The 17,218-nt window shown below is 70.5% G+C and carries 15 protein-coding genes; 8 read left to right on the top strand and 7 right to left on the bottom strand.

The features are described 5' to 3' along the window. Positions 1 to 134: 134 nt before the first annotated feature. The 6 genes from OG959_RS22995 (at position 135) to OG959_RS22970 (ending at position 5,108) form a co-directional block, all read left to right on the top strand. On the top strand, positions 135 to 719 hold the full coding sequence (locus tag OG959_RS22995; protein ID WP_326661256.1) for a Uma2 family endonuclease: 585 nt from the start codon (positions 135 to 137) through the stop codon (positions 717 to 719). Next, a complete protein-coding gene (locus OG959_RS22990) occupies positions 716 to 934 on the top strand; it encodes a helix-turn-helix domain-containing protein (RefSeq protein WP_326661254.1) in 219 nt (72 codons plus the stop codon). Before OG959_RS22995 ends, OG959_RS22990 begins: the two co-directional genes overlap by 4 nt. A 313-nt stretch (positions 935 to 1,247) precedes the next feature. After that, the gene (locus OG959_RS22985) at positions 1,248 to 2,357 is read left to right on the top strand and encodes a DUF1996 domain-containing protein (protein ID WP_326661252.1); all 1,110 of its coding nucleotides are present in this window, start codon (positions 1,248 to 1,250) and stop codon (positions 2,355 to 2,357) included. A 112-nt stretch (positions 2,358 to 2,469) separates the two neighbouring features. Continuing rightward, a complete protein-coding gene (locus OG959_RS22980; protein WP_326661250.1) occupies positions 2,470 to 4,227 on the top strand; it encodes a discoidin domain-containing protein in 1,758 nt (585 codons plus the stop codon). Between the two features lie 19 nt (positions 4,228 to 4,246). After that, positions 4,247 to 4,696 carry a DoxX family protein gene (locus tag OG959_RS22975; protein WP_326666557.1) on the top strand — a complete coding sequence of 150 codons (450 nt, stop codon included), beginning with the start codon at positions 4,247 to 4,249 and terminating at the stop codon, positions 4,694 to 4,696. Positions 4,697 to 4,778: 82 nt separating this feature from the next. Beyond that, positions 4,779 to 5,108: a MarR family winged helix-turn-helix transcriptional regulator gene (locus OG959_RS22970; RefSeq protein ID WP_326661247.1), complete on the top strand. Its 330-nt coding sequence runs from the start codon at positions 4,779 to 4,781 to the stop codon at positions 5,106 to 5,108. A 40-nt stretch (positions 5,109 to 5,148) separates the two neighbouring features. On the opposite strand, the gene OG959_RS22965 is transcribed toward OG959_RS22970, so the two are convergent. The 5 genes from OG959_RS22965 to OG959_RS22945 form a co-directional block, all read right to left on the bottom strand. Further along, on the bottom strand, positions 5,149 to 5,943 hold the full coding sequence (locus tag OG959_RS22965; protein WP_326661245.1) for an SDR family NAD(P)-dependent oxidoreductase: 795 nt from the start codon (positions 5,941 to 5,943) through the stop codon (positions 5,149 to 5,151). Next, complete coding sequence (locus OG959_RS22960; RefSeq protein ID WP_326666555.1) at positions 5,940 to 7,100, bottom strand: serine hydrolase domain-containing protein; 1,161 nt, start codon at positions 7,098 to 7,100, stop codon at positions 5,940 to 5,942. The genes OG959_RS22965 and OG959_RS22960 overlap by 4 nt, the downstream gene beginning before the upstream one ends. Positions 7,101 to 7,223: 123 nt before the next feature. After that, on the bottom strand, positions 7,224 to 8,003 hold the full coding sequence (locus tag OG959_RS22955; RefSeq protein ID WP_326661243.1) for an energy-coupling factor ABC transporter ATP-binding protein: 780 nt from the start codon (positions 8,001 to 8,003) through the stop codon (positions 7,224 to 7,226). After that, positions 8,000 to 8,761 (bottom strand): cobalt ECF transporter T component CbiQ, encoded by a 762-nt coding sequence (gene cbiQ, locus OG959_RS22950; RefSeq protein WP_326661241.1) that lies wholly within the window; start codon positions 8,759 to 8,761, stop codon positions 8,000 to 8,002. The genes OG959_RS22955 and cbiQ overlap by 4 nt, the downstream gene beginning before the upstream one ends. Beyond that, the gene (locus tag OG959_RS22945) at positions 8,761 to 9,822 is read right to left on the bottom strand and encodes an energy-coupling factor ABC transporter permease (protein WP_326661239.1); all 1,062 of its coding nucleotides are present in this window, start codon (positions 9,820 to 9,822) and stop codon (positions 8,761 to 8,763) included. The genes cbiQ and OG959_RS22945 overlap by 1 nt, the downstream gene beginning before the upstream one ends. Before the next feature lie 187 nt (positions 9,823 to 10,009). Here OG959_RS22945 and OG959_RS22940 point away from each other — a divergent pair, with 187 nt between their 5' ends. Further along, complete coding sequence (locus tag OG959_RS22940) at positions 10,010 to 10,372, top strand: SsgA family sporulation/cell division regulator (protein WP_326661237.1); 363 nt, start codon at positions 10,010 to 10,012, stop codon at positions 10,370 to 10,372. Positions 10,373 to 10,564: 192 nt separating this feature from the next. Here the strand turns inward: OG959_RS22940 and OG959_RS22935 are convergent, their stop codons facing one another. Together OG959_RS22935 and OG959_RS22930 are read right to left on the bottom strand one after the other, a co-directional pair. Beyond that, a complete protein-coding gene (locus OG959_RS22935) occupies positions 10,565 to 12,790 on the bottom strand; it encodes an MMPL family transporter (RefSeq protein ID WP_326661235.1) in 2,226 nt (741 codons plus the stop codon). A 120-nt stretch (positions 12,791 to 12,910) separates the two neighbouring features. Next, entirely contained in the window at positions 12,911 to 13,483 is a 573-nt protein-coding gene (locus tag OG959_RS22930; protein ID WP_326661233.1) for a TetR/AcrR family transcriptional regulator, read from the bottom strand. A 175-nt stretch (positions 13,484 to 13,658) separates the two neighbouring features. On the opposite strand from OG959_RS22930, the gene OG959_RS22925 reads away from it, so the two are divergent. Beyond that, complete coding sequence (locus OG959_RS22925) at positions 13,659 to 16,943, top strand: S41 family peptidase (protein ID WP_326661231.1); 3,285 nt, start codon at positions 13,659 to 13,661, stop codon at positions 16,941 to 16,943. Positions 16,944 to 17,218: the final 275 nt, after the last annotated feature.

Here is a 17,218-nt window from a genome sequence, read left to right as displayed (position 1 = left end):
GGTGACGGCGTGGGACGGCTCACTCACGTCGCCGGCCGTCACATGGCGGGCTCCGTCAGCGCAGGACGACCCACCGGATTCCGGAGCGACTCCGGAGATCGAAGGTGGCATATGATTTTTGATATACTCGGGCCATGGTCCTGGACTATGCGTGGATGCGGAAGGTAGCCGACGAGCTGTCCGAGTATGCCGAGCATCTGGAGGGCTCCTGGAGCGTGGAGATCGGCGCCGGCGGTCCCGTCATGGCGATGATGAGGCCCGTCAACCGGCACGAGCGGATCGCGGGCCGGATCAGGGATCAGATCAATCAGCAGATCGCCTCGACGCATCCGGGGTGGATCGCCGAGACCGGGCCGGAGGTCGAGGATCCACAGATAGGCCGCATGCGCCGCCCGGACGTACTGGTATGCGAGGAGAGCGCGCTGGATTCCGACCGGGACTCACTCGTCCCGGACGAGGTACTGGCCTGCGTCGAGGTGGTCTCGAAGTCGAACCCGAGCAGCGACTACGTCGAGAAGATGGCCGACTACCCGGCCATGGGAATCGGCCTGTACCTGATCGTGGACCCGCGGGACGGCACGATCACGGTGCATGACGAGCCCTGCCACGGCACGTACCGGCACAGCGAGCCGTACATCTTCGGAGACACCGTCACCTTCGGAGCATGGAGCATCGATACCAGCACCTTTCGCCGGTACGGGAAGATCGGTGACGCATGAGGCTCGCCGAGTTGCGTGAGCAGGCCGGCCTGACCCAGGCCGAGGTCGCGACACGGATGGGTACGGCCCAGCCCAACGTCTCCCGACTGGAGCGCCTCCCGGTCGAGCAGATCAGCCAGCGACAGCTCCGCCGCTACCTTCGCGCCCTGGAGGCCGACCTCGTCCTGCTGGCCACGACGTCCACGGGCGACCGGATTCCGCTGACCGCTCCCTGACCGGCCCGCCCTCGCAGCGGCCTTCAGCGGCCACGCCGCACCCGCGCACACACACGCCCCGCCCGCCTCCGGCCGGTGCGCGCCCGCCCGTCCGGCGCAAAGGTTCACCCACCACGCGGGGTGCACACCTCGCGAACCTCCTCGCAGGTCACCGGGCAACTCCACCGCCGGCACGCCGCGTTCCGCCCCGTCCGCGCACGGCGGTCGTCGTTAACCAACTATTGACACGCTCTTGTCAGGAGCGGAACACTCCGAGTTGGGAGAGCGCTCTCCCAACTCCATGCACGCCCCCACGACGCAGCAGGAGGTCTCCATGCCCCGGAGGTCGAGAACCCTCACCGGACTGCTCTTGTTCACCTCGCTGACCCTGACCACGGCAGGGATCGCCGGCATCGCGGCGACAGCGAACGCTTCCCCCGAGAAGCCGGCCGCGGCAGCGGGCACGCACGCGGAACACGCCGCGTACTCCATGCCGGGCATGCCCGGCATGCCCGCGTCCACCCAGGCCTCCGGCGACGATCCGGACGGGGACGGCTACATCATGGCCGACCCGCCCGTCACCGGGGTCACCCCCTCGATGGAGGTCCCGCCACCGGCGTACTTCCACGAGTTCCAGGCCAAGTGCGCCCCGACCCACACCGCCCCGGACGACCCGATCGTCTACCCGGGGCAGCCCGGCAAGTCCCACGACCACACGTTCATGGGCAACACCACCACGAACGCGAACACCACCACCGCCTCGCTGGAGACGGGTGACACCACCTGCCTGGCACCCGGCGACAAGTCCGGCTACTGGATGCCGAGCCTGTTCAACGGTGACACGAAGATCCTCCCCGAGGGCGTCCAGACGATTTACTACAAGTCGGGCGTCACCGACTACACCAGCGTGCGGCCCTTCCCGCGCGGGCTGCGGTACGTCGTCGGCAGCCCGATGCAGACCGAGGACGAGTTCAAGAACCTCAAGGGCACCGTCGAGGGCTGGGAGTGCGGTGAGGCGTACAAGAACTACGACTTCCCGGCGAGCTGCCCGACCAGCCAGGACACCCAGCTCAACCTGCGCCTCCAGGCGCCCAGCTGCTGGGACGGCATCCACCTCGACACGCCGGACCACAAGAGCCACATGGCCTACCCGGTGGCGTCGGGCAACAACTACAACTCCTGCCCGGCCGACCACCCCGTCGCACTGCCGATGATCGAGTTCAAGATGGCCTGGCCGGTCAAGGGCGACATGTCCCAGGTGAAACTGGCGAGTGGCGCCGGCTTCTCCTTCCACTACGACTTCATGAACGGCTGGGACGCCGCCACGCTCGACGCGATGGCCACGCACTGCATCAAGGGCGGCCTGCAGTGCGACCCGCACGGCTACGACGAGAACCACCCCGACCAGGGTGCCGTGCTCGACGAGAACTACGAACTTCCGTAGCCCGCACCACCACACTTCCCCCCACGGAACGAGGGGCCTTTTTTCCGGCCCCGACGGAGAGCGCTCTCCAAGATCATCACGCCAACCTCCCCCACTCGCAAGGAGCAGGAAAATGCACCATCCCCCCACCCGCCGGGCCAGGCGCCTTGTGGCACCCCTCGCAGCGGCAGCCGTGCTCGGCGGCGGCCTGCTCGCCGTCCAGGCACCCGCCGCCCAGGCCGCCGGCAGCGTCGTCAAGGTCACCGGATCCCAGGGGAACTGGGCGCTGAGCGTGGACGGTTCGCCGTATACGGTCAAGGGCCTGACCTGGGGCCCGTCGGTCGCCGACGCCGAGAAGTACATGCCCGACGTGAAGTCGATGGGCGTCAACACCATCCGCACCTGGGGCACCGACGCCACCAGCAAGCCGCTCTTCGACACGGCGGCGGCCAACGGCATCAAGGTGATCGCCGGCTTCTGGCTCCAGCCGGGCGGCGGCCCCGGCGCGGGCGGCTGCGTCAACTACCTGACGGACACGCAGTACAAGAACGACATGCTCGCCGAGTTCCCCAAGTGGGTCGACACCTACAAGGACAACCCCGGTGTGCTCATGTGGAACGTCGGCAACGAGTCGACGCTCGGCCTGCAGAACTGCTACGGCGGTGACGAACTGGAGGCCCAGCGCAACGCGTACACGACCTTCGTCAACGACGTCGCGAAGAAGATCCACGAGGTCGACCCCAACCACCCGGTGACCTCGACCGACGCCTGGACCGGCGCCTGGCCGTACTACAAGAAGAACGCCCCGGACCTCGACCTGTACGCGGTCAACTCCTACCAGGCGACCTGCAACATCAAGGCCGACTGGGAGCAGGGAGGTTACGACAAGCCCTACATCGTCACCGAGAGCGGCCCCGCCGGTGAGTGGGAGGTCGACGACGACGCGAACGGTGTCCCGGCCGAGCCGACCGATGTGGCCAAGGCCGAGGGATACGAGAAGGCCTGGGGCTGCATCACCGGGCACACCGGTGTGGCGCTCGGTGCCACGATGTTCCACTACGGCGTCGAGGACGACTTCGGCGGCGTCTGGTTCAACCTGCTGCCGGGCGGCGAGAAGCGCCTTTCGTACTACGCCGTGAAGAAGGCGTACGGCGCCGACACCTCGGGTGACAACACCCCGCCGGTCATCACGGACATGGCGGTGGAAGGTGCCACTACCGGTATCCCCACCGGCAGCGACGTGAAGATCAGCACGCACACCAGTGACCCGGACGGCGACGCGATCACCTACCAGGTCCTCTTCAGCAGCAACTACATCGACGAGAACAAGGCACTGGTCCCCGCCGACACCAAGGACAACGGCGACGGCACGCTGACCGCGAACGCGCCGAGCAAGACCGGTGTCTACAAGGCCTATGTGAAGGCCACGGACGGCAAGGGCAACGTGGGCATCGAGACCACGTCCGTGAAGGTCATCCCCCCGAAGGTGGACGGGACGAACATATCCCAGGGCAAGACCGCCACGGCGTCCTCCGCCCAGACCGACCCCACGGGCGGCTGCCCGTGCGGTGCGGCCAACGCGGTGGACGGCAAGTTCGACACCCGCTGGGCCAGTGACTGGAGCGACCCGCAGTGGGTCCAGGTCGACCTCGGCGCCTCGACGAGCTTCAAGCACGTGCAGCTCGCCTGGGACCCGGCGTTCGGCAAGGCGTACGACATCCAGACGTCCGAGGACGGGCAGAGCTGGACGACGGTGAAGTCGGTGACGAACGGCAACGGCGACATCGACGACATCGACGTCAACGGTACGGGCCGCTACGTGCGGATCAACGGCACGGCCCGCGGCTCCGGTTACGGCTACTCGCTGTACGAGTTCGGCGTCTACAACTGACGGGAGGCGGACACCCATGATGGTCACTCGCCTCGGCCGGGCTCAGCCGTATGCGCTCAGCACGTTCCGGTTCGTCGTCGGGCTGCTCTTCACCTGTCACGGAGTCGCGTCGCTCTTCGGCGTGCTCGGCAGGCCGATGCTCTCCGCCGGCACCTGGCCGGGGTGGTACGCGGCCGTCATCCAACTGGCCGGCGGCATCCTGGTGGCGCTCGGCCTCGGTACGAGAACGGCCGCGTTCGTGGGCTCCGGCTCCATGGCGTTCGCGTACTTCGACGTACACCAGCAGACAGGCCTGCTGCCGATGCAGAACGGCGGCGAGGCGGCGGTCTTCTTCTGCTGGACGCTGCTCCTGCTCGTGTTCACCGGTCCGGGTGCGGTGGCCGCGGACCGGCTGTTCACCACCCCCCGGGGCGCCGCCCGCCGGGACACGGGGACACGGCGGGAGCACCGCCTGGGCGTACCCGTTTGAGGGGACGGGTACCCGCGCACCGGCCTTCCGGGACTGCCCCGGGAGGCCGGTGCCGTGTGCGGCACCCAGCAGCCGTCACACCGTGGTGTGCTCCCCCGCCCCCGCGAACTCCTCGCCCTCGGGCCGCGCCTTCTTCGGCAGCAGGCTGGACGCCTCGACGGCGGCGACGACCCTGGTGATCGACCGGCTGGTCGCGGGCGGTCACGCCCTCCGCGAGCCGCACCCCACCGATCGCCGCAAGGTGATCGTCACCCCGGCCGAGCACTGGGGCGCCACGGCGTACGAGCACGTGGCGCCGGTCATCGGCGGTGTCACCGACGCCGCCGCGGAGCTCTCGTCGGACGAACAGGCCGTCGTGGCAGCCTTCCTGGAACGGATCGTGGCCGTCTACGACGACGCGACCCCTCGCTGAACCGGTCCGAGGCCCTCCGGCAGGAACCCGGCCGGAGGGCCTATTCCGGTGCGAGCGCCTGCCGGAAACCCGTGTTCACCGCGGTCAGCCCGCCGTCCACGCACAGCGTCGTGCCGGTGACCCACGCCGCGTCGGACGAGGCGAGGAAGGCGACGGCCGCCGCGATGTCCTCCGGTTCGCCGACCCGGCCGAGCGGGTAGAGGCCGCTCACCCGGGCCAGTTCGGCCTCGCGGCCCGCCCAGCCACCGGTGCGGACCGTGCCGGGCGCGACCAGGTTGACCCGAACCCCGCGCGGTCCTGCGTGGCCCGCGAGGGTACGGGTGAGGCTCGCCAGGCCCGCCTTGGCGGCGCTGTAGGCGTGGTTACCGAAGTCCTGCACCCCGTTGACCGAGCCGATGCTCACGATCGCGCCCCGGCCGGAGGCGGCGAGATGCGGTAGCGCGGCCCGCGCGCACCGGTAGGCGCCGCTGAGCGTGACGTCCAGGTCGCGCTGCCAGACCTCGTCCGGCTCGTCCTCGAACAGCGCGGCGTCCGGGGTGCACGCGTAGGCGTTGTTGACCAGCACGTCGAGGCCGCCGAACAGGGAGACGGCATGCTCCACCGCTGCTTCGACGGCCGCCCGGTCGGCGACGTCGCAGGTCAGCGGGTCGGCCGCGCCGCCGCTCTCCCGGATTTCCGCCGCCACCGCCCGTGCCCGGTCGCCGTCCAGGTCGGTGACCAGGACACGGGCCCCCTCGGCCGCCAGCCTGCGGGCGGTGGCGGCGCCGATGCCCTGGCCGGCGCCGGTGATGAGGACGCGGTATCCGTCGAATCGCGAGAGAGCGGCAGAAGTCATAGCGCCGAACGTACTGCGCGCACCAGTGCCTGGGCACGGGGGTCGGCGGTGACTCCCTTCTGCAGACCGTTCGTCACATAGCCGAAGGCGATGCCGGATTCGGGGTCCGCGAACCCCAGCGAGCCGCCCCGGCCGGGGTGTCCGAAGGAGCCCGGGGCGAGCAGCGGGGCCGCCGGTCCGTGCAGCATGTAGCCGAGGCCGAAGCGGGTGCCCACGACCAGGACCCGGTCCGGTCCCGCCGACTCCTCGGTGCGGGCCAGGGTGAGGGTGGCGGGGGCGAACAGCCGGTGGCCGTCCACCGTGCCGATCATCGCGGCGTAGCAGCGGGCCAGGCCACGGGCGGTGGCGATGCCGTTGGACGCGGGGAGTTCGGCGGCCCGGTAGCCGGGGTCGTTCTCGTCGGGGAACGGGTCGATGGCGCCGAACGCCCGCCGGGTCAGCGAGTCCGGGTCACGGTAGGCGTCGACGACCGAGCGCTTGGGGCGTATCCGCAGCGCGCCCGTGCCGTCGCCCGCGGGCGGTTCGACCGGGCCGATCCGGCCCACCCGGTGCGCCTCGTCCGCCGGGATCCCGAACCAGAAGTCCAGGCCGAGCGGGCGGGCGATCTCCTCGGCGACCCAGCGGCCGACGGTCCGGCCGGTGACCCGCCGCACCAGTTCGCCGACGAGCCAACTGTAGGTCTGCGCGTGGTAGCCGTGGTCGGTACCGGGCTCCCACACGGGGCGCTGCGCGGCGACCGCGCGGGGCCCGCTCACCCCGTCGGCCGCCTCGTCCGGCGTCAGGGGGTGGTCCAGCGCCGGGATTCCGGCCCGGTGGGCGAGGAGGTGGCGGACGAGGACGCGTTCCTTGCCGTTCGCCTTGAACTCCGGCCAGTACGTGCCGACCGGGGCGTGCAGGTCGATCTGGCCGCGCTGGTGCAGCAGCAGCGGGACGGCGGCGGCGATGCCCTTGCCGGCCGACCGGACGACCTGCACGGTGTCGACGGCCCAGGGTTCGGCCCCGTCGACATCTCTGGTGCCGGCCCACAGGTCGACGACCTTCTGCCCGTGCCGGTAGACGGTGACCGCTGCCCCGCGGTCGCCGCGCTGTTCGAAGTTACGGATGAAAGCATCCCGGACCGGTTCGAATCCGGGCGCTGCCGTGCCCCGTACGTCCACGCCTGCTCCTGCGCTCCCGCTCATCCCCCCATGGTGCATTGCGCCGCAGGTCGCGGGTGGGGCGGGTCACCTCATGTTCACCGTCACGGAACGCGAACCGTCACCGGACCACGGACGCGAACCTCACGGAACCCGAACCGTCACGGACCGCGGGTCGAACCCGAAGGGGAGCTCCAGCCGGTGTGCGCGCATCAGTTCCTCGTCGCACAGGAGGTCCTGGGTCCGGTCGTCGGCGGCGATGACGCCCTCGCTGAGGATGACCGCGCGGCCGCAGAGCTCCAGGGCGTACGGCAGGTCGTGCGTCACCATCAGCACGGTGACGTCCAAGGACCGCAGGATGTCGGCGAGTTCGCGGCGGGAGGCCGGGTCCAGGTTGGAGGAGGGTTCGTCCAGGACGAGGATCTCGGGCCGCATGGCGAGGACCGTGGCGACGGCGACGCGGCGGCGCTGGCCGAAGGAGAGGTGGTGAGGCGGCCGGCTCGCGTACTCCTCCATGCCGACCTGCTTCAGGGCCTCGGTGACGCGCTCCTCCAGTTCGGGGCCGCGCAGCCCGCCGGAAGCCGGTCCGAAGGCGACGTCCTCGCGGACGGTGGGCATGAAGAGCTGGTCGTCGGGGTCCTGGAAGACGATGCCGACGCGGCGGCGGATCTCGGCGAGGTTGCGCTTCTCCACGGGCAGTCCGGCGACGCGGACGGTACCGGCGCCTGCGTCGAGGATGCCGTTGAGGTGGAGGACGAGGGTGGTCTTGCCGGCGCCGTTCGGGCCGAGCAGGGCGACGCGCTCACCGCGGGCGACGGTCAGGTCGACGCCGAAGAGCGCCTGGTGGCCGTCGGGGTAGGCGTAGGCGAGACCGCTGACCTCCAGGGAGGGCGGCGGAACGGGTGTGGCGGGGGGCTGGCTCATGCGGTCCATCCCAGCAGACACACGACGAGGGCGAGCACGGGGAGTGCCGCGGCGTACGCCCACTGGGTGCGCGAGGCCGTCACCTCGTCGATCACGGGCATGGAACCGGTGTAGCCGCGGCTGACCATCGCGAGGTGGACGCGTTCGCCTCGCTCGTACGACCGGATGAACAGGGCGCCCGCCGACTTGCCGAGGACACCCCACTGCCGTATGCCGCGTGCCTCGAATCCGCGCGAGCGGCGGGCGATGGACATCCGGCGCATCTCGTCGGTGATCACGTCGCCGTACCGGATCATGAAGGAGGCGATCTGGACGAGGAGCGGCGGCAGCCGCAGACGCTGGAGGCCGAGCAGCAGCGAGCGCAGTTCGGTGGTGGAGGCCAGGAGCACGGAGGCGGCGACGCCGAGGGTGCCCTTGGCGAGGACGTTCCAGGCGCCCCAGAGTCCGGGAACGCTGACGGAGAGCCCGAGGACCTGCGTCTGCTCGCCGGGGACGACGAACGGCATGAGCAGGGCGAACGCGACGAACGGCACCTCGATCAGCAGCCGCTTGAGGAGGAAGCCGGCCGGGACGCGGGCCACGGCGGCGGCGCCCGCGATCAGCAGCGCGTAGAGGCCGAAGGCCCACACCGCCTCGCGCGGGGTGGTGACGACGACCACGACGAAGGCGAAGACCGCGGCGAGTTTGCAGTGCGGCGGCAGGTCGTGGACCGGCGAGTGCCCGTGCCGGTAGAGCTTGTGGGCGTGTCCGGCGCCCATCAGACCTTCTCGTCGGTACGGGTGGTGGCAGCGGGTTCCTCGCCGGCCCGGCGGCGACGGCTGACCACGTAGAACGCACCGCTGCCGACGACGAGGGTGGCCCCGACGCCGATGATGCCGGCCAGTCCACCGGAGAGCCGGGCGTCGGACACGTCCTTGACGCCGTAGTCGGCGAGCGGGGAGTCCTTGGCGGCGTGGTCCTTGGCCTCCTTGTCGATGCCCTGGTCGGTGGCGACCTTCTCCAGGCCGTCCGGGTTCGCCGAGGCGTAGAAGGAGACGAAGCCGGCGAGGACCAGGGCGGTGACCAGGCCGGTGACCCACAGGCCCTTGGTCGGGCGGTGGGCGGGGGCGGGCGTGGGCGCGGCGGTGGGGGCGTCGACGAGTTCGCCGTCGATGCGGAGCTTGAGCGGGGCGGTGAGGCCGCGGGCGCCGTGGACCAGGTCGGGGCGGACGGCGATGACGGCGCCGACGGTCAGCGCGGTGATGGCGGCCTCACCGAGGCCGATCAGGACGTGGACCCCGACCATCGCGGTGAAGACCTTGCCGATCGGGATGTCGGTGGTGCCGCCGATCCAGTACATCAGCGTGAAGGCGGCGGCCGCGGCCGGTACGGAGACCAGGGCGGCGACGAAGGACGCGGCGGTCATGGAGCGGCGGGTGCGCGGCAGCACGCCGAGCAGACCGCGGAACAGCGCGTACGCGACGACGGTGGTCACGACGCCCATGTCGAGGATGTTCACGCCGAGCGCGGTGAGCCCGCCGTCGGCGAAGAGGATGCCCTGCATCAGCAGGACGACGGATATACAGAGCACTCCGGTGTACGGACCGACCAGGATCGCGGCCAGCGCCCCGCCGAGCAGGTGCCCGCTGGTGCCGGCCGCGACGGGGAAGTTCAGCATCTGCACGGCGAAGATGAAGGCGGCGACCAGCCCGGCCAGTGGCGCGGTGCGCTCGTCCAGCTCGCGCCGGGCCCCCTTCAGGCTGACGGCGACGGCGCCGGCGGCCACGACTCCGGCGACGGCGGACACGGGGGCGTTGATGAATCCGTCGGGTACATGCATGGGGGAGGCTCCGCTTCCTGCGTTCCTGCATTGCTGCGCGGGGTCGTGAACCTCTCAATGATAGAGCCTTGTTGCGAACCGTTCGCAAGAGCGGGGTTGTTACAACTGCCCAGAGTTCTCACAGTGCTCTTTTAGGAAAATATGGGACATTGGATGACGAAGACGCATACACAGGAGGAGCCGGCCCATGTCCCCCGTGATCAAAGAACATGCCCGAGCCCGGCTCGTCACCGACGCCCGCGACCTGCCCGTGGTGCCCGTCGAGCTGCGCTACGACACCGCCACCACCCCCGACACGATCCAGGTCGCCTTCCCCGGCGGCGCGCAGTGGGCCGTCCCACGCGATCTGCTGGAGCGCGGCCTGCGCGCCCCCGTCGGACACGACAGCTTCCGGATCTGGCCCTGCGGCCGGGCCCAGCTGGTCGTCGAGTGCCATACCGCGGACGGCGTCGAGGTGGTGCAGTTCGACTGCGCGCCGCTGATCCGTTTCCTGCGGCGCACCCACAGCCGGACGGCGACCGGGGCCAGGCCCGAGGCCGCGCCCGCCTGATCCACGACGGCATGACGCCTGATCCCACGACGGCATGACGAGAGCCCCCGTGCGCATGCGCACGGGGGCTCTCGTCGCCCCGGTCCCCCGTCCCCACAGGTAACCGGTGCTGTCCGGGGCCGCGCTCCGCTCAGACGCGGCCCCGGAGGTCAGCGGCTCGTCAAGCAGCCCAGGGGCGGCTCACCGGCCTGCTCAGACCCGGGTCAGCTCACGCGCGTCCCCGGCGTCCGGACCGGCGTCGCCGGCGGTGTCGGCCAGCTCCTTGCGCAGGCCCTCACCCTCGACGTCCACGTTGGGCAGCACCCGGTCCAGCCAGCGCGGCAGCCACCAGGCACGCTTCCCGAGCAGTGCGAGGACCGCGGGCACGATGGCCATGCGGACGACGAACGCGTCGAAGAAGACGGCGATCGCGAGCGAGAAGCCGATCATCTTGATCATCGACTCGCTGGATCCGATGAATCCGGAGAAGACCGCCATCATGATCACGGCCGCGGCCGTGACGACCCGGGCACCGTGCTTGAAGCCGGTGACGATGGCCTGCCCGGGCTTCTCGCCGTGGACGTACGCCTCACGCATCCGGGTCACGAGGAAGACCTCGTAGTCCATCGCGAGACCGAAGACCACACCCACCATGAAGATCGGCATCATCGACATGATCGGACCGGTCTGCTCGACCCCGAACAGTCCGCCGAGCCAGCCCCACTGGAAGACCGCGACGACCGCGCCCAGGGCCGCGACGACCGAGAGCAGGAAGCCGAGCGCCGCCTTCAGCGGCACCAGGATCGAGCGGAAGACCACCATCAGCAGCAGGAAGGCGAGGCCGACGACGAGCGCCAGGTACGGCAGCAGCGCGTCGTTCATCTTCTGCGAGAAGTCGATGTTCATCGCGGTGGCACCGGTGACCAGCACCTCGGCGCCGGTGTCGGACTTGATGTCCTTGCCCGCGTCGCGGATCGCGTGGACCACGTTCTCCGTGTCGACGGAGCTCGGCCGGTCCTTCGGGACGACGGTGATCATCGCCGCGTCGCCGGCCTTGTTGAAGGTGGCCGGGGTGACGGCGACGACCCCCTTCATGCCGGAGATCTCGTCACCGACCTGCTTCGCGGCGGTCTTGCCGTCGGAGCTGTTCGCCGTGTCGACGACGACCAGCAGCGGGCCGTTGAAGCCGGGGCCGAAGCCCTCGGAGAGCGCGTCGTAGGCGCGGCGCTGGGTGGTGCTGGTGGGCTGGGAGCCGTCGTCCGGCAGGCCCATCTCCAGCGAGGCCGCCGGTACGGCGATGGTGCCCAGGCCGATGACACCGACCAGCAGCACCCACACCGGCTTGCGCAGCACGAACCGCGCCCAGCGGGTGCCCATGTTCGGCTTGGCGTCGGGCTTGTTCTCGGCCTCGGCGGCCTTGCGCGCCTTGCGTCCCATGATCCGCTTGCCCACGAAGCCCAGCATGGCCGGGACGAGGGTGAGGGCGATGAGGACGGCGATCGCGACCGTGCCGGCCGCGGCGAAGCCCATCTTCGACAGCATCGGGATGTTGACGACCGCGAGGCCGACCAGGGCGATGACGACGGTGAGCCCGGCGAAGACGACCGCGGAACCCGCCGTGCCGACCGCACGGCCGGCCGCTTCCTCGCGTTCCCGGCCCTCGGCCAGTTCGGCGCGGTAGCGGGAGACGATGAAGAGCGCGTAGTCGATGCCGACCGCGAGGCCGATCATCATCGCGAGGGTGGAGGTGGTCGAGCCCAGGTCCAGCACGTTGGCCAGCGCGGTGATCGACGAGACGCCGATCCCGACCCCGATCAGGGCGGTGAGCAGGGGCAGCCCCGCCGCGATCAGCGAGCCGAAGGTGATGACGAGCACCACCGCGGCCAGCGCGATGCCGATGATCTCGGTGGCTCCGGTCTCCGGCATCACCTGGAGCGCGTCACCGCCGATCTCCACGGTCATCCCGCTCTTCTGCGCCGCCGTGCCCGAGTCCTCCAGGGCATCCCGGGTCGCGTCGGTCAGCTCCATCGAGTTGACCTTGTACGTCACCGAGATGTACGCGGTCGAGCCGTTCTTGGAGACGGCCTTCCCTGCGTACGGGTCGACGACCGAGGCGATCTGGTCGGAGCCGGACTTCAGCTCTCCGGTGATCTTGTTGACCTCGGCCTTGTTGGCCGGGTCCGTCATCTTCTCGCCCTCGGGGGCCTTGAAGACGATGCGCGCGGTCGCGCCGTCGGCGCTGGACGCGGGGAATCGCTGTTCCAGCAGGTCGAAGGCCTTCTGCGCCTCCGTACCCGGAATCGAGAAGGAGCTGGAGGTGGCGGTGGACGCGGTGGCCGCGCCGAATCCGGCGAGCGCCAGCAGTGCCACCCAGATCAGGGCGACATAGCGGCGGCGCCGGAAGGCGAGCCGTCCGAGCTTGTAGAGGAATGTGGCCACGGAGGCGTACTCCCGGTCAGGTCGAGTGGAAATGGGCGTGAGGAACCAGCCCGACGACGAGAGCGGCGTGTCAGGTGGGGCTTGGGGAGAGGGCCGTGCGGGTGCCGTGGGGACGGCGGGTCAGGCTCCGAGAGCGGGGAGAATCACGGAGTCGACGTAGTCGGAGAGGAACGCCTGGTCCACCGGGCGGTCCTCGACCATCTGCCGGGCGGCGAACGCACCGATCAGCATGTGGGGCAGGTACTTCAGCGCCGGATTGTCCGGACGCACTTCCCCCCGGTCCACGGCTCGGCGCAACAGCATGTCGAGACCGGTCATCTCCGGCTCGATCAGCAGCTCGCGCAGGGCCTGCAGAAGATCGGGGTTGTCATGGACGGCATGGCTCAGGCCCCGCATCAGCGCGGAGTCCTTCTCCATCTGACAGTCGTCACTACGGCCCAGGACGGCATGGAAGTCACCGCGCAGCGAGCCGGTGTCGACATCGCTGAGGGAAACGGGCTTGTTGTGCCGCATGGCCGTGACGACGAGCTCGGGCTTGCTCCCCCACTGGCGGTAGAGGGTGGCCTTGCTGGAACGGGTACGAGCGGCGACGGCGTCCATCGTGAGGGCGTCGTAGCCGACCTCGCGGAGCAGGTCGAGCACGGCGGCGTACAGCTCGCTCTCACGCTCGGGCGTGAGCCGTGTGCGTGCCATGGTCGACCTCCTGTTCCCTGAGCTCGGGTGTTCCGTACGTCAGCACGTCAATCAATCGAACGAAACTGTTTCGTACACATCGACGGTACCCCGCGCACCCAGCGAAACGAAATCGTTTCGCTTGTGTTCCGCACCACAAGTTGCCGCGGCCCACGCGCACCGAAAGCATTGGGGGGTGAGTGACGACGTCTCGTATCTCCGGTTCCCGCACCTCCACGAGGATCTGCTCTGCTTCGCCGCGGAGGACGATCTCTGGGTGGCCCCCCTCGTCCCCGAGGGCGAGGTGCCCGGGCGCGCCTGGCGTGTCACCGTCGACCGCACCAGAGTGAGCCATCCCCGCTTCTCCCCCGACGGGACCCGGATCGCCTACACGACCTGGCGCAGCCTGGACCCCGAGATCCACCTCGCGCCTGTCGCCGGCGGACCGTCCCGCCGGCTCACCTACTGGGGCTCGACGGACGCCCGGGTCTGCGGCTGGACCCCCGACCCCGGGGACAGCGCCCAGATCCTCGCCGTCTCCTCGCACCGGCAGCCGTTCTCGTACTTCTCCTGGGCCTACAGCGTGCCCACGGACGGCAGCCCCGGCGGCCGGCTGCCCTGGGGCCCGGTCTCCGACATCGCCGTCGCGGACATCGACGGCGAGCGCCGCACCCTGCTGCTCACCGGGAAGCCGCCGCACGAGCCGGCCGCCTGGAAGCGGTACCGGGGCGGCGCCACCGGACGGCTGTGGCTGCACGGCGAGCGGCTGCTCCCGGACATCGGCGGGCACCTCGACTCACCGATGTTCGTCGGCGGCCGGATCGCGTTCCTCTCCGACCACGAAGGCGTCGGCAACCTGTACTCCTGCCTCCCCGACGGCACCGGCCTGCGCCGCCACACGGACCACGACGCGTTCTACGCCCGGCACGCCTCCAGCGACGGACGGCGGGTCGTCTACCAGTGCGCGGGCGAGGTGTGGCTGGTCGACGACCTCCAGTCGCCCGACGCCGTGCCCCGCAAGCTGGAGGTCCGGCTCGGCGGCCAGCGCACCGGCCGTCGTACGTACCAGGTGCCGGCCGCCAGCAACGTCGACTCGCTCTCCGTGGACGAGACCGGCCGCGCCAGCGCCGTGTCGGTGCGCGGCAGCCTGTACTGGCTCACCCACCGCGACGGTCCCGCCCGCACCATCTCGGACACCCCGGGCGTCCGCGTCCGGCTGCCGGAGATGCTGGGCAGCGGCGGTCAGGTCGCGTACGTCACCGACGCGGACGGCGAGGACGCGATCGAGATCGCCTATTTGCCGCGTGCCAGCGGCGACCGCGCACCGCGCCGGCTCGCCTCGGGCCTGCTGGGCCGGGTCCAGGAACTGATCGCCGACCCGGACGGCGAACGGCTCGCCATCGCCTCGCACGACGGCAGGCTGCTCCTCCTGGACACCGACGAGGAGACGTCCACCGGCGAGCCCACGGAACTGATCCGCTCCGTCAACGGCCCGGTCCGCGATCTGGCGTTCTCCCCGGACGGTGCCTGGCTGACCTGGTCGCACCCGGGCATCGGCCGCTCGCTGCGCAAGATCAAGCTCGCCCGCATCCAGGGCCCCGGCGCCCCCACGATCGTCGATGTCACCAACGGCCGCTTCGAGGACGAGAACCCCGTCTTCACCGGCGACGGCCGCTATCTCGCCTTCCTCTCCTGGCGCGGCTTCGACCCGGTCTACGACGTACACACCGGCGACCTCTCCTTCCCCCTCGGCTGCCGCCCCTACCTCGTCCCGCTCTCCTCGGCGACGCCCTCCCCCTTCGCCCTCTCCCCCGACGGCCGGCCCGCTGCGGGCGGCCTCGACCCGGTGGACTCCGACGAGGCGGGTACGGCGGAGGGCTCCACGGTCTCCGTCGAGTTCGAGGGCCTGGAGAGCCGGGTCACGCCGTTCCCGGTCTCCGCCTCCAAGTACTCGGCGCTGTACCCGGTCAGCGGCGGCGGCCTCGTGTGGCTGCGCTGGCCGATCTCCGGAGCGCTCGGCGAGACGTTCGCCAACCCGGCGGACATGTCGGGGCGGCCGACCCTGGAGTACTTCAACATCGCCAAGGCGAAGAAGACCGAACTCGTCGACCACCTCGACTGGTTCGCCGTCAGCGGCGACGCCTCCCGCCTCGTCGTCATGGACGACGGCGAACTGCGCGCCGTACCCGCGACCGAGCCCGGCGACAACGACTCCACGGTCTACATCGACCTGCGCCGCATTCTGCACGAGGCCGACCCGCCGGCGGAGTGGCGGCAGGCGTACGGCGAGGCGGGCCGCATCATCCGCTCCTACTTCTGGGAGCCGGACATGTGTGGCATCGACTGGCCGGCCATCCTCGACCAGTACCGCCCGCTGGTCGAACGGGTTGCCACACCGGACGAGTTCGCCGACCTCCTGCGCGAAGTCCTGGGCGAACTGGGCACGTCCCACGCCTACGTCTCCCCCGCCCGCCGCAACGAGGGCCCCCCGCACTACCAGCGGGCGATCGGCCTGCTCGGCGTCAACTTCGTGTGCCGCGACGGCGCCTGGACCCTCGCCCGCATCCTGCCCGGCGACTCCTCGGACTCCAAGGCCCGCTCCCCGCTGGCCGGTACGGGCATCCGCGAGGGCGCGGTCCTCACCCACGTCGACGGCCGCCCCGTCGACCCGGTCACCGGCCCCTACCCCCTCCTCTCCGCCGCGGGCGGCACCACGGTGGAACTCACCTTCCGCCCCGCCGAGGGCGAGGGCCGCGCCCGCCGCGTCGCGATCGTCCCGCTCGTCGACGAACGCCCGCTGCGCTACCAGGACTGGGTCGCCAAACGCCGCGAGGTCGTCCGCGAACTGAGCGGCGGCCGCTGCGGATACCTCCACATCCCCGACATGGGCGGCTCCGGCTGGGCCCAGTTCAACCGCGATCTGCGCCTGGAGGTCTCCCGCCCGGCGCTGATCGTCGACGTACGCGGCAACGCGGGCGGTCACATCAGCGAACTGGTCGTCGAGACACTCACCCGCACGATCCTCGGCTGGGACCTCACCCGCGACGCCCAGCCCGTCTCGTACGCCTCCAACGCCCCCCGCGGCCCGGTGGTCGCCCTGGCCGACGAGGCGACGTCCTCGGACGGCGACATGATCACCGCCGCGTTCCGCCTGCTGAAGCTGGGCCCGGTGGTGGGCCAGCGCACCTGGGGCGGGGTCGTCGGCATGACCGGCCGCCACCGCCTGGGCGACGGCACGGTGATCACGGTGCCGATGAACGCGGCCTGGTTCGACACATACGGCTGGTCCGTCGAGAACCACGGCGTCGAACCGGACGTGGAGGCCCTGCGCACCCCCCTCGACTGGGCGGAGGGCCGCCACGCGGTGCTCGACGACGGAGTCTGGGCCGCCCTGGACCTCCTGGCCGCGCACCCGCCGGCGACGCCTCCGACGTACGACACGGCCCCGGACCGGCGAAGGCCGCCACTGCCGCCGCGGTAGGGGTCGGAGCGGTGAGCTCCGAGATCCGAGCCCCGAGATCCCGGATCCGAGCTCCGATCCCCGAGCTCCGAAAGGCCCTGTTCACTCTTTCGTGGGTACGTGACGGGAGCTCCGCCCGAGTCTCGAACCTCGGGATCCGGGCGCCGAGTTCCGGGCTCCGAGATTCGAGCGATGCCTGACAACCGGTAGGTAAAAGAAGGAGGTTGGGAAAATCCTCCCCACCTCCCCACCCCGTAGCGGCGAGCGGATGTGACAATTTGTGACCGACTTGCGGC

Source organism: Streptomyces sp. NBC_00385 (genome assembly GCF_035917155.1).
Taxonomy (GTDB): Bacteria; Actinomycetota; Actinomycetes; order Streptomycetales; family Streptomycetaceae; genus Streptomyces; species Streptomyces poriferorum.
This window is presented reverse-complemented; position numbering and strand designations above follow the sequence as displayed.

What these genes read in the sequence shown, in the direction of transcription:
- OG959_RS22995 (WP_326661256.1), top strand. Translation starts at nt 135, where the DNA reads ATGGTCCTGGACTATGCGTGGATGCGGAAGGTAGCCGACGAGCTGTCC.
- OG959_RS22990 (WP_326661254.1), top strand. Translation starts at nt 716, where the DNA reads ATGAGGCTCGCCGAGTTGCGTGAGCAGGCCGGCCTGACCCAGGCCGAG.
- OG959_RS22985 (WP_326661252.1), top strand. Translation starts at nt 1,248, where the DNA reads ATGCCCCGGAGGTCGAGAACCCTCACCGGACTGCTCTTGTTCACCTCG.
- OG959_RS22980 (WP_326661250.1), top strand. Translation starts at nt 2,470, where the DNA reads ATGCACCATCCCCCCACCCGCCGGGCCAGGCGCCTTGTGGCACCCCTC.
- OG959_RS22975 (WP_326666557.1), top strand. Translation starts at nt 4,247, where the DNA reads ATGGTCACTCGCCTCGGCCGGGCTCAGCCGTATGCGCTCAGCACGTTC.
- OG959_RS22965 (WP_326661245.1), bottom strand. Translation starts at nt 5,943, where the DNA reads ATGACTTCTGCCGCTCTCTCGCGATTCGACGGATACCGCGTCCTCATC.
- OG959_RS22955 (WP_326661243.1), bottom strand. Translation starts at nt 8,003, where the DNA reads ATGAGCCAGCCCCCCGCCACACCCGTTCCGCCGCCCTCCCTGGAGGTC.
- cbiQ (WP_326661241.1), bottom strand. Translation starts at nt 8,761, where the DNA reads ATGGGCGCCGGACACGCCCACAAGCTCTACCGGCACGGGCACTCGCCG.
- OG959_RS22945 (WP_326661239.1), bottom strand. Translation starts at nt 9,822, where the DNA reads ATGCATGTACCCGACGGATTCATCAACGCCCCCGTGTCCGCCGTCGCC.
- OG959_RS22940 (WP_326661237.1), top strand. Translation starts at nt 10,010, where the DNA reads ATGTCCCCCGTGATCAAAGAACATGCCCGAGCCCGGCTCGTCACCGAC.
- OG959_RS22930 (WP_326661233.1), bottom strand. Translation starts at nt 13,483, where the DNA reads ATGGCACGCACACGGCTCACGCCCGAGCGTGAGAGCGAGCTGTACGCC.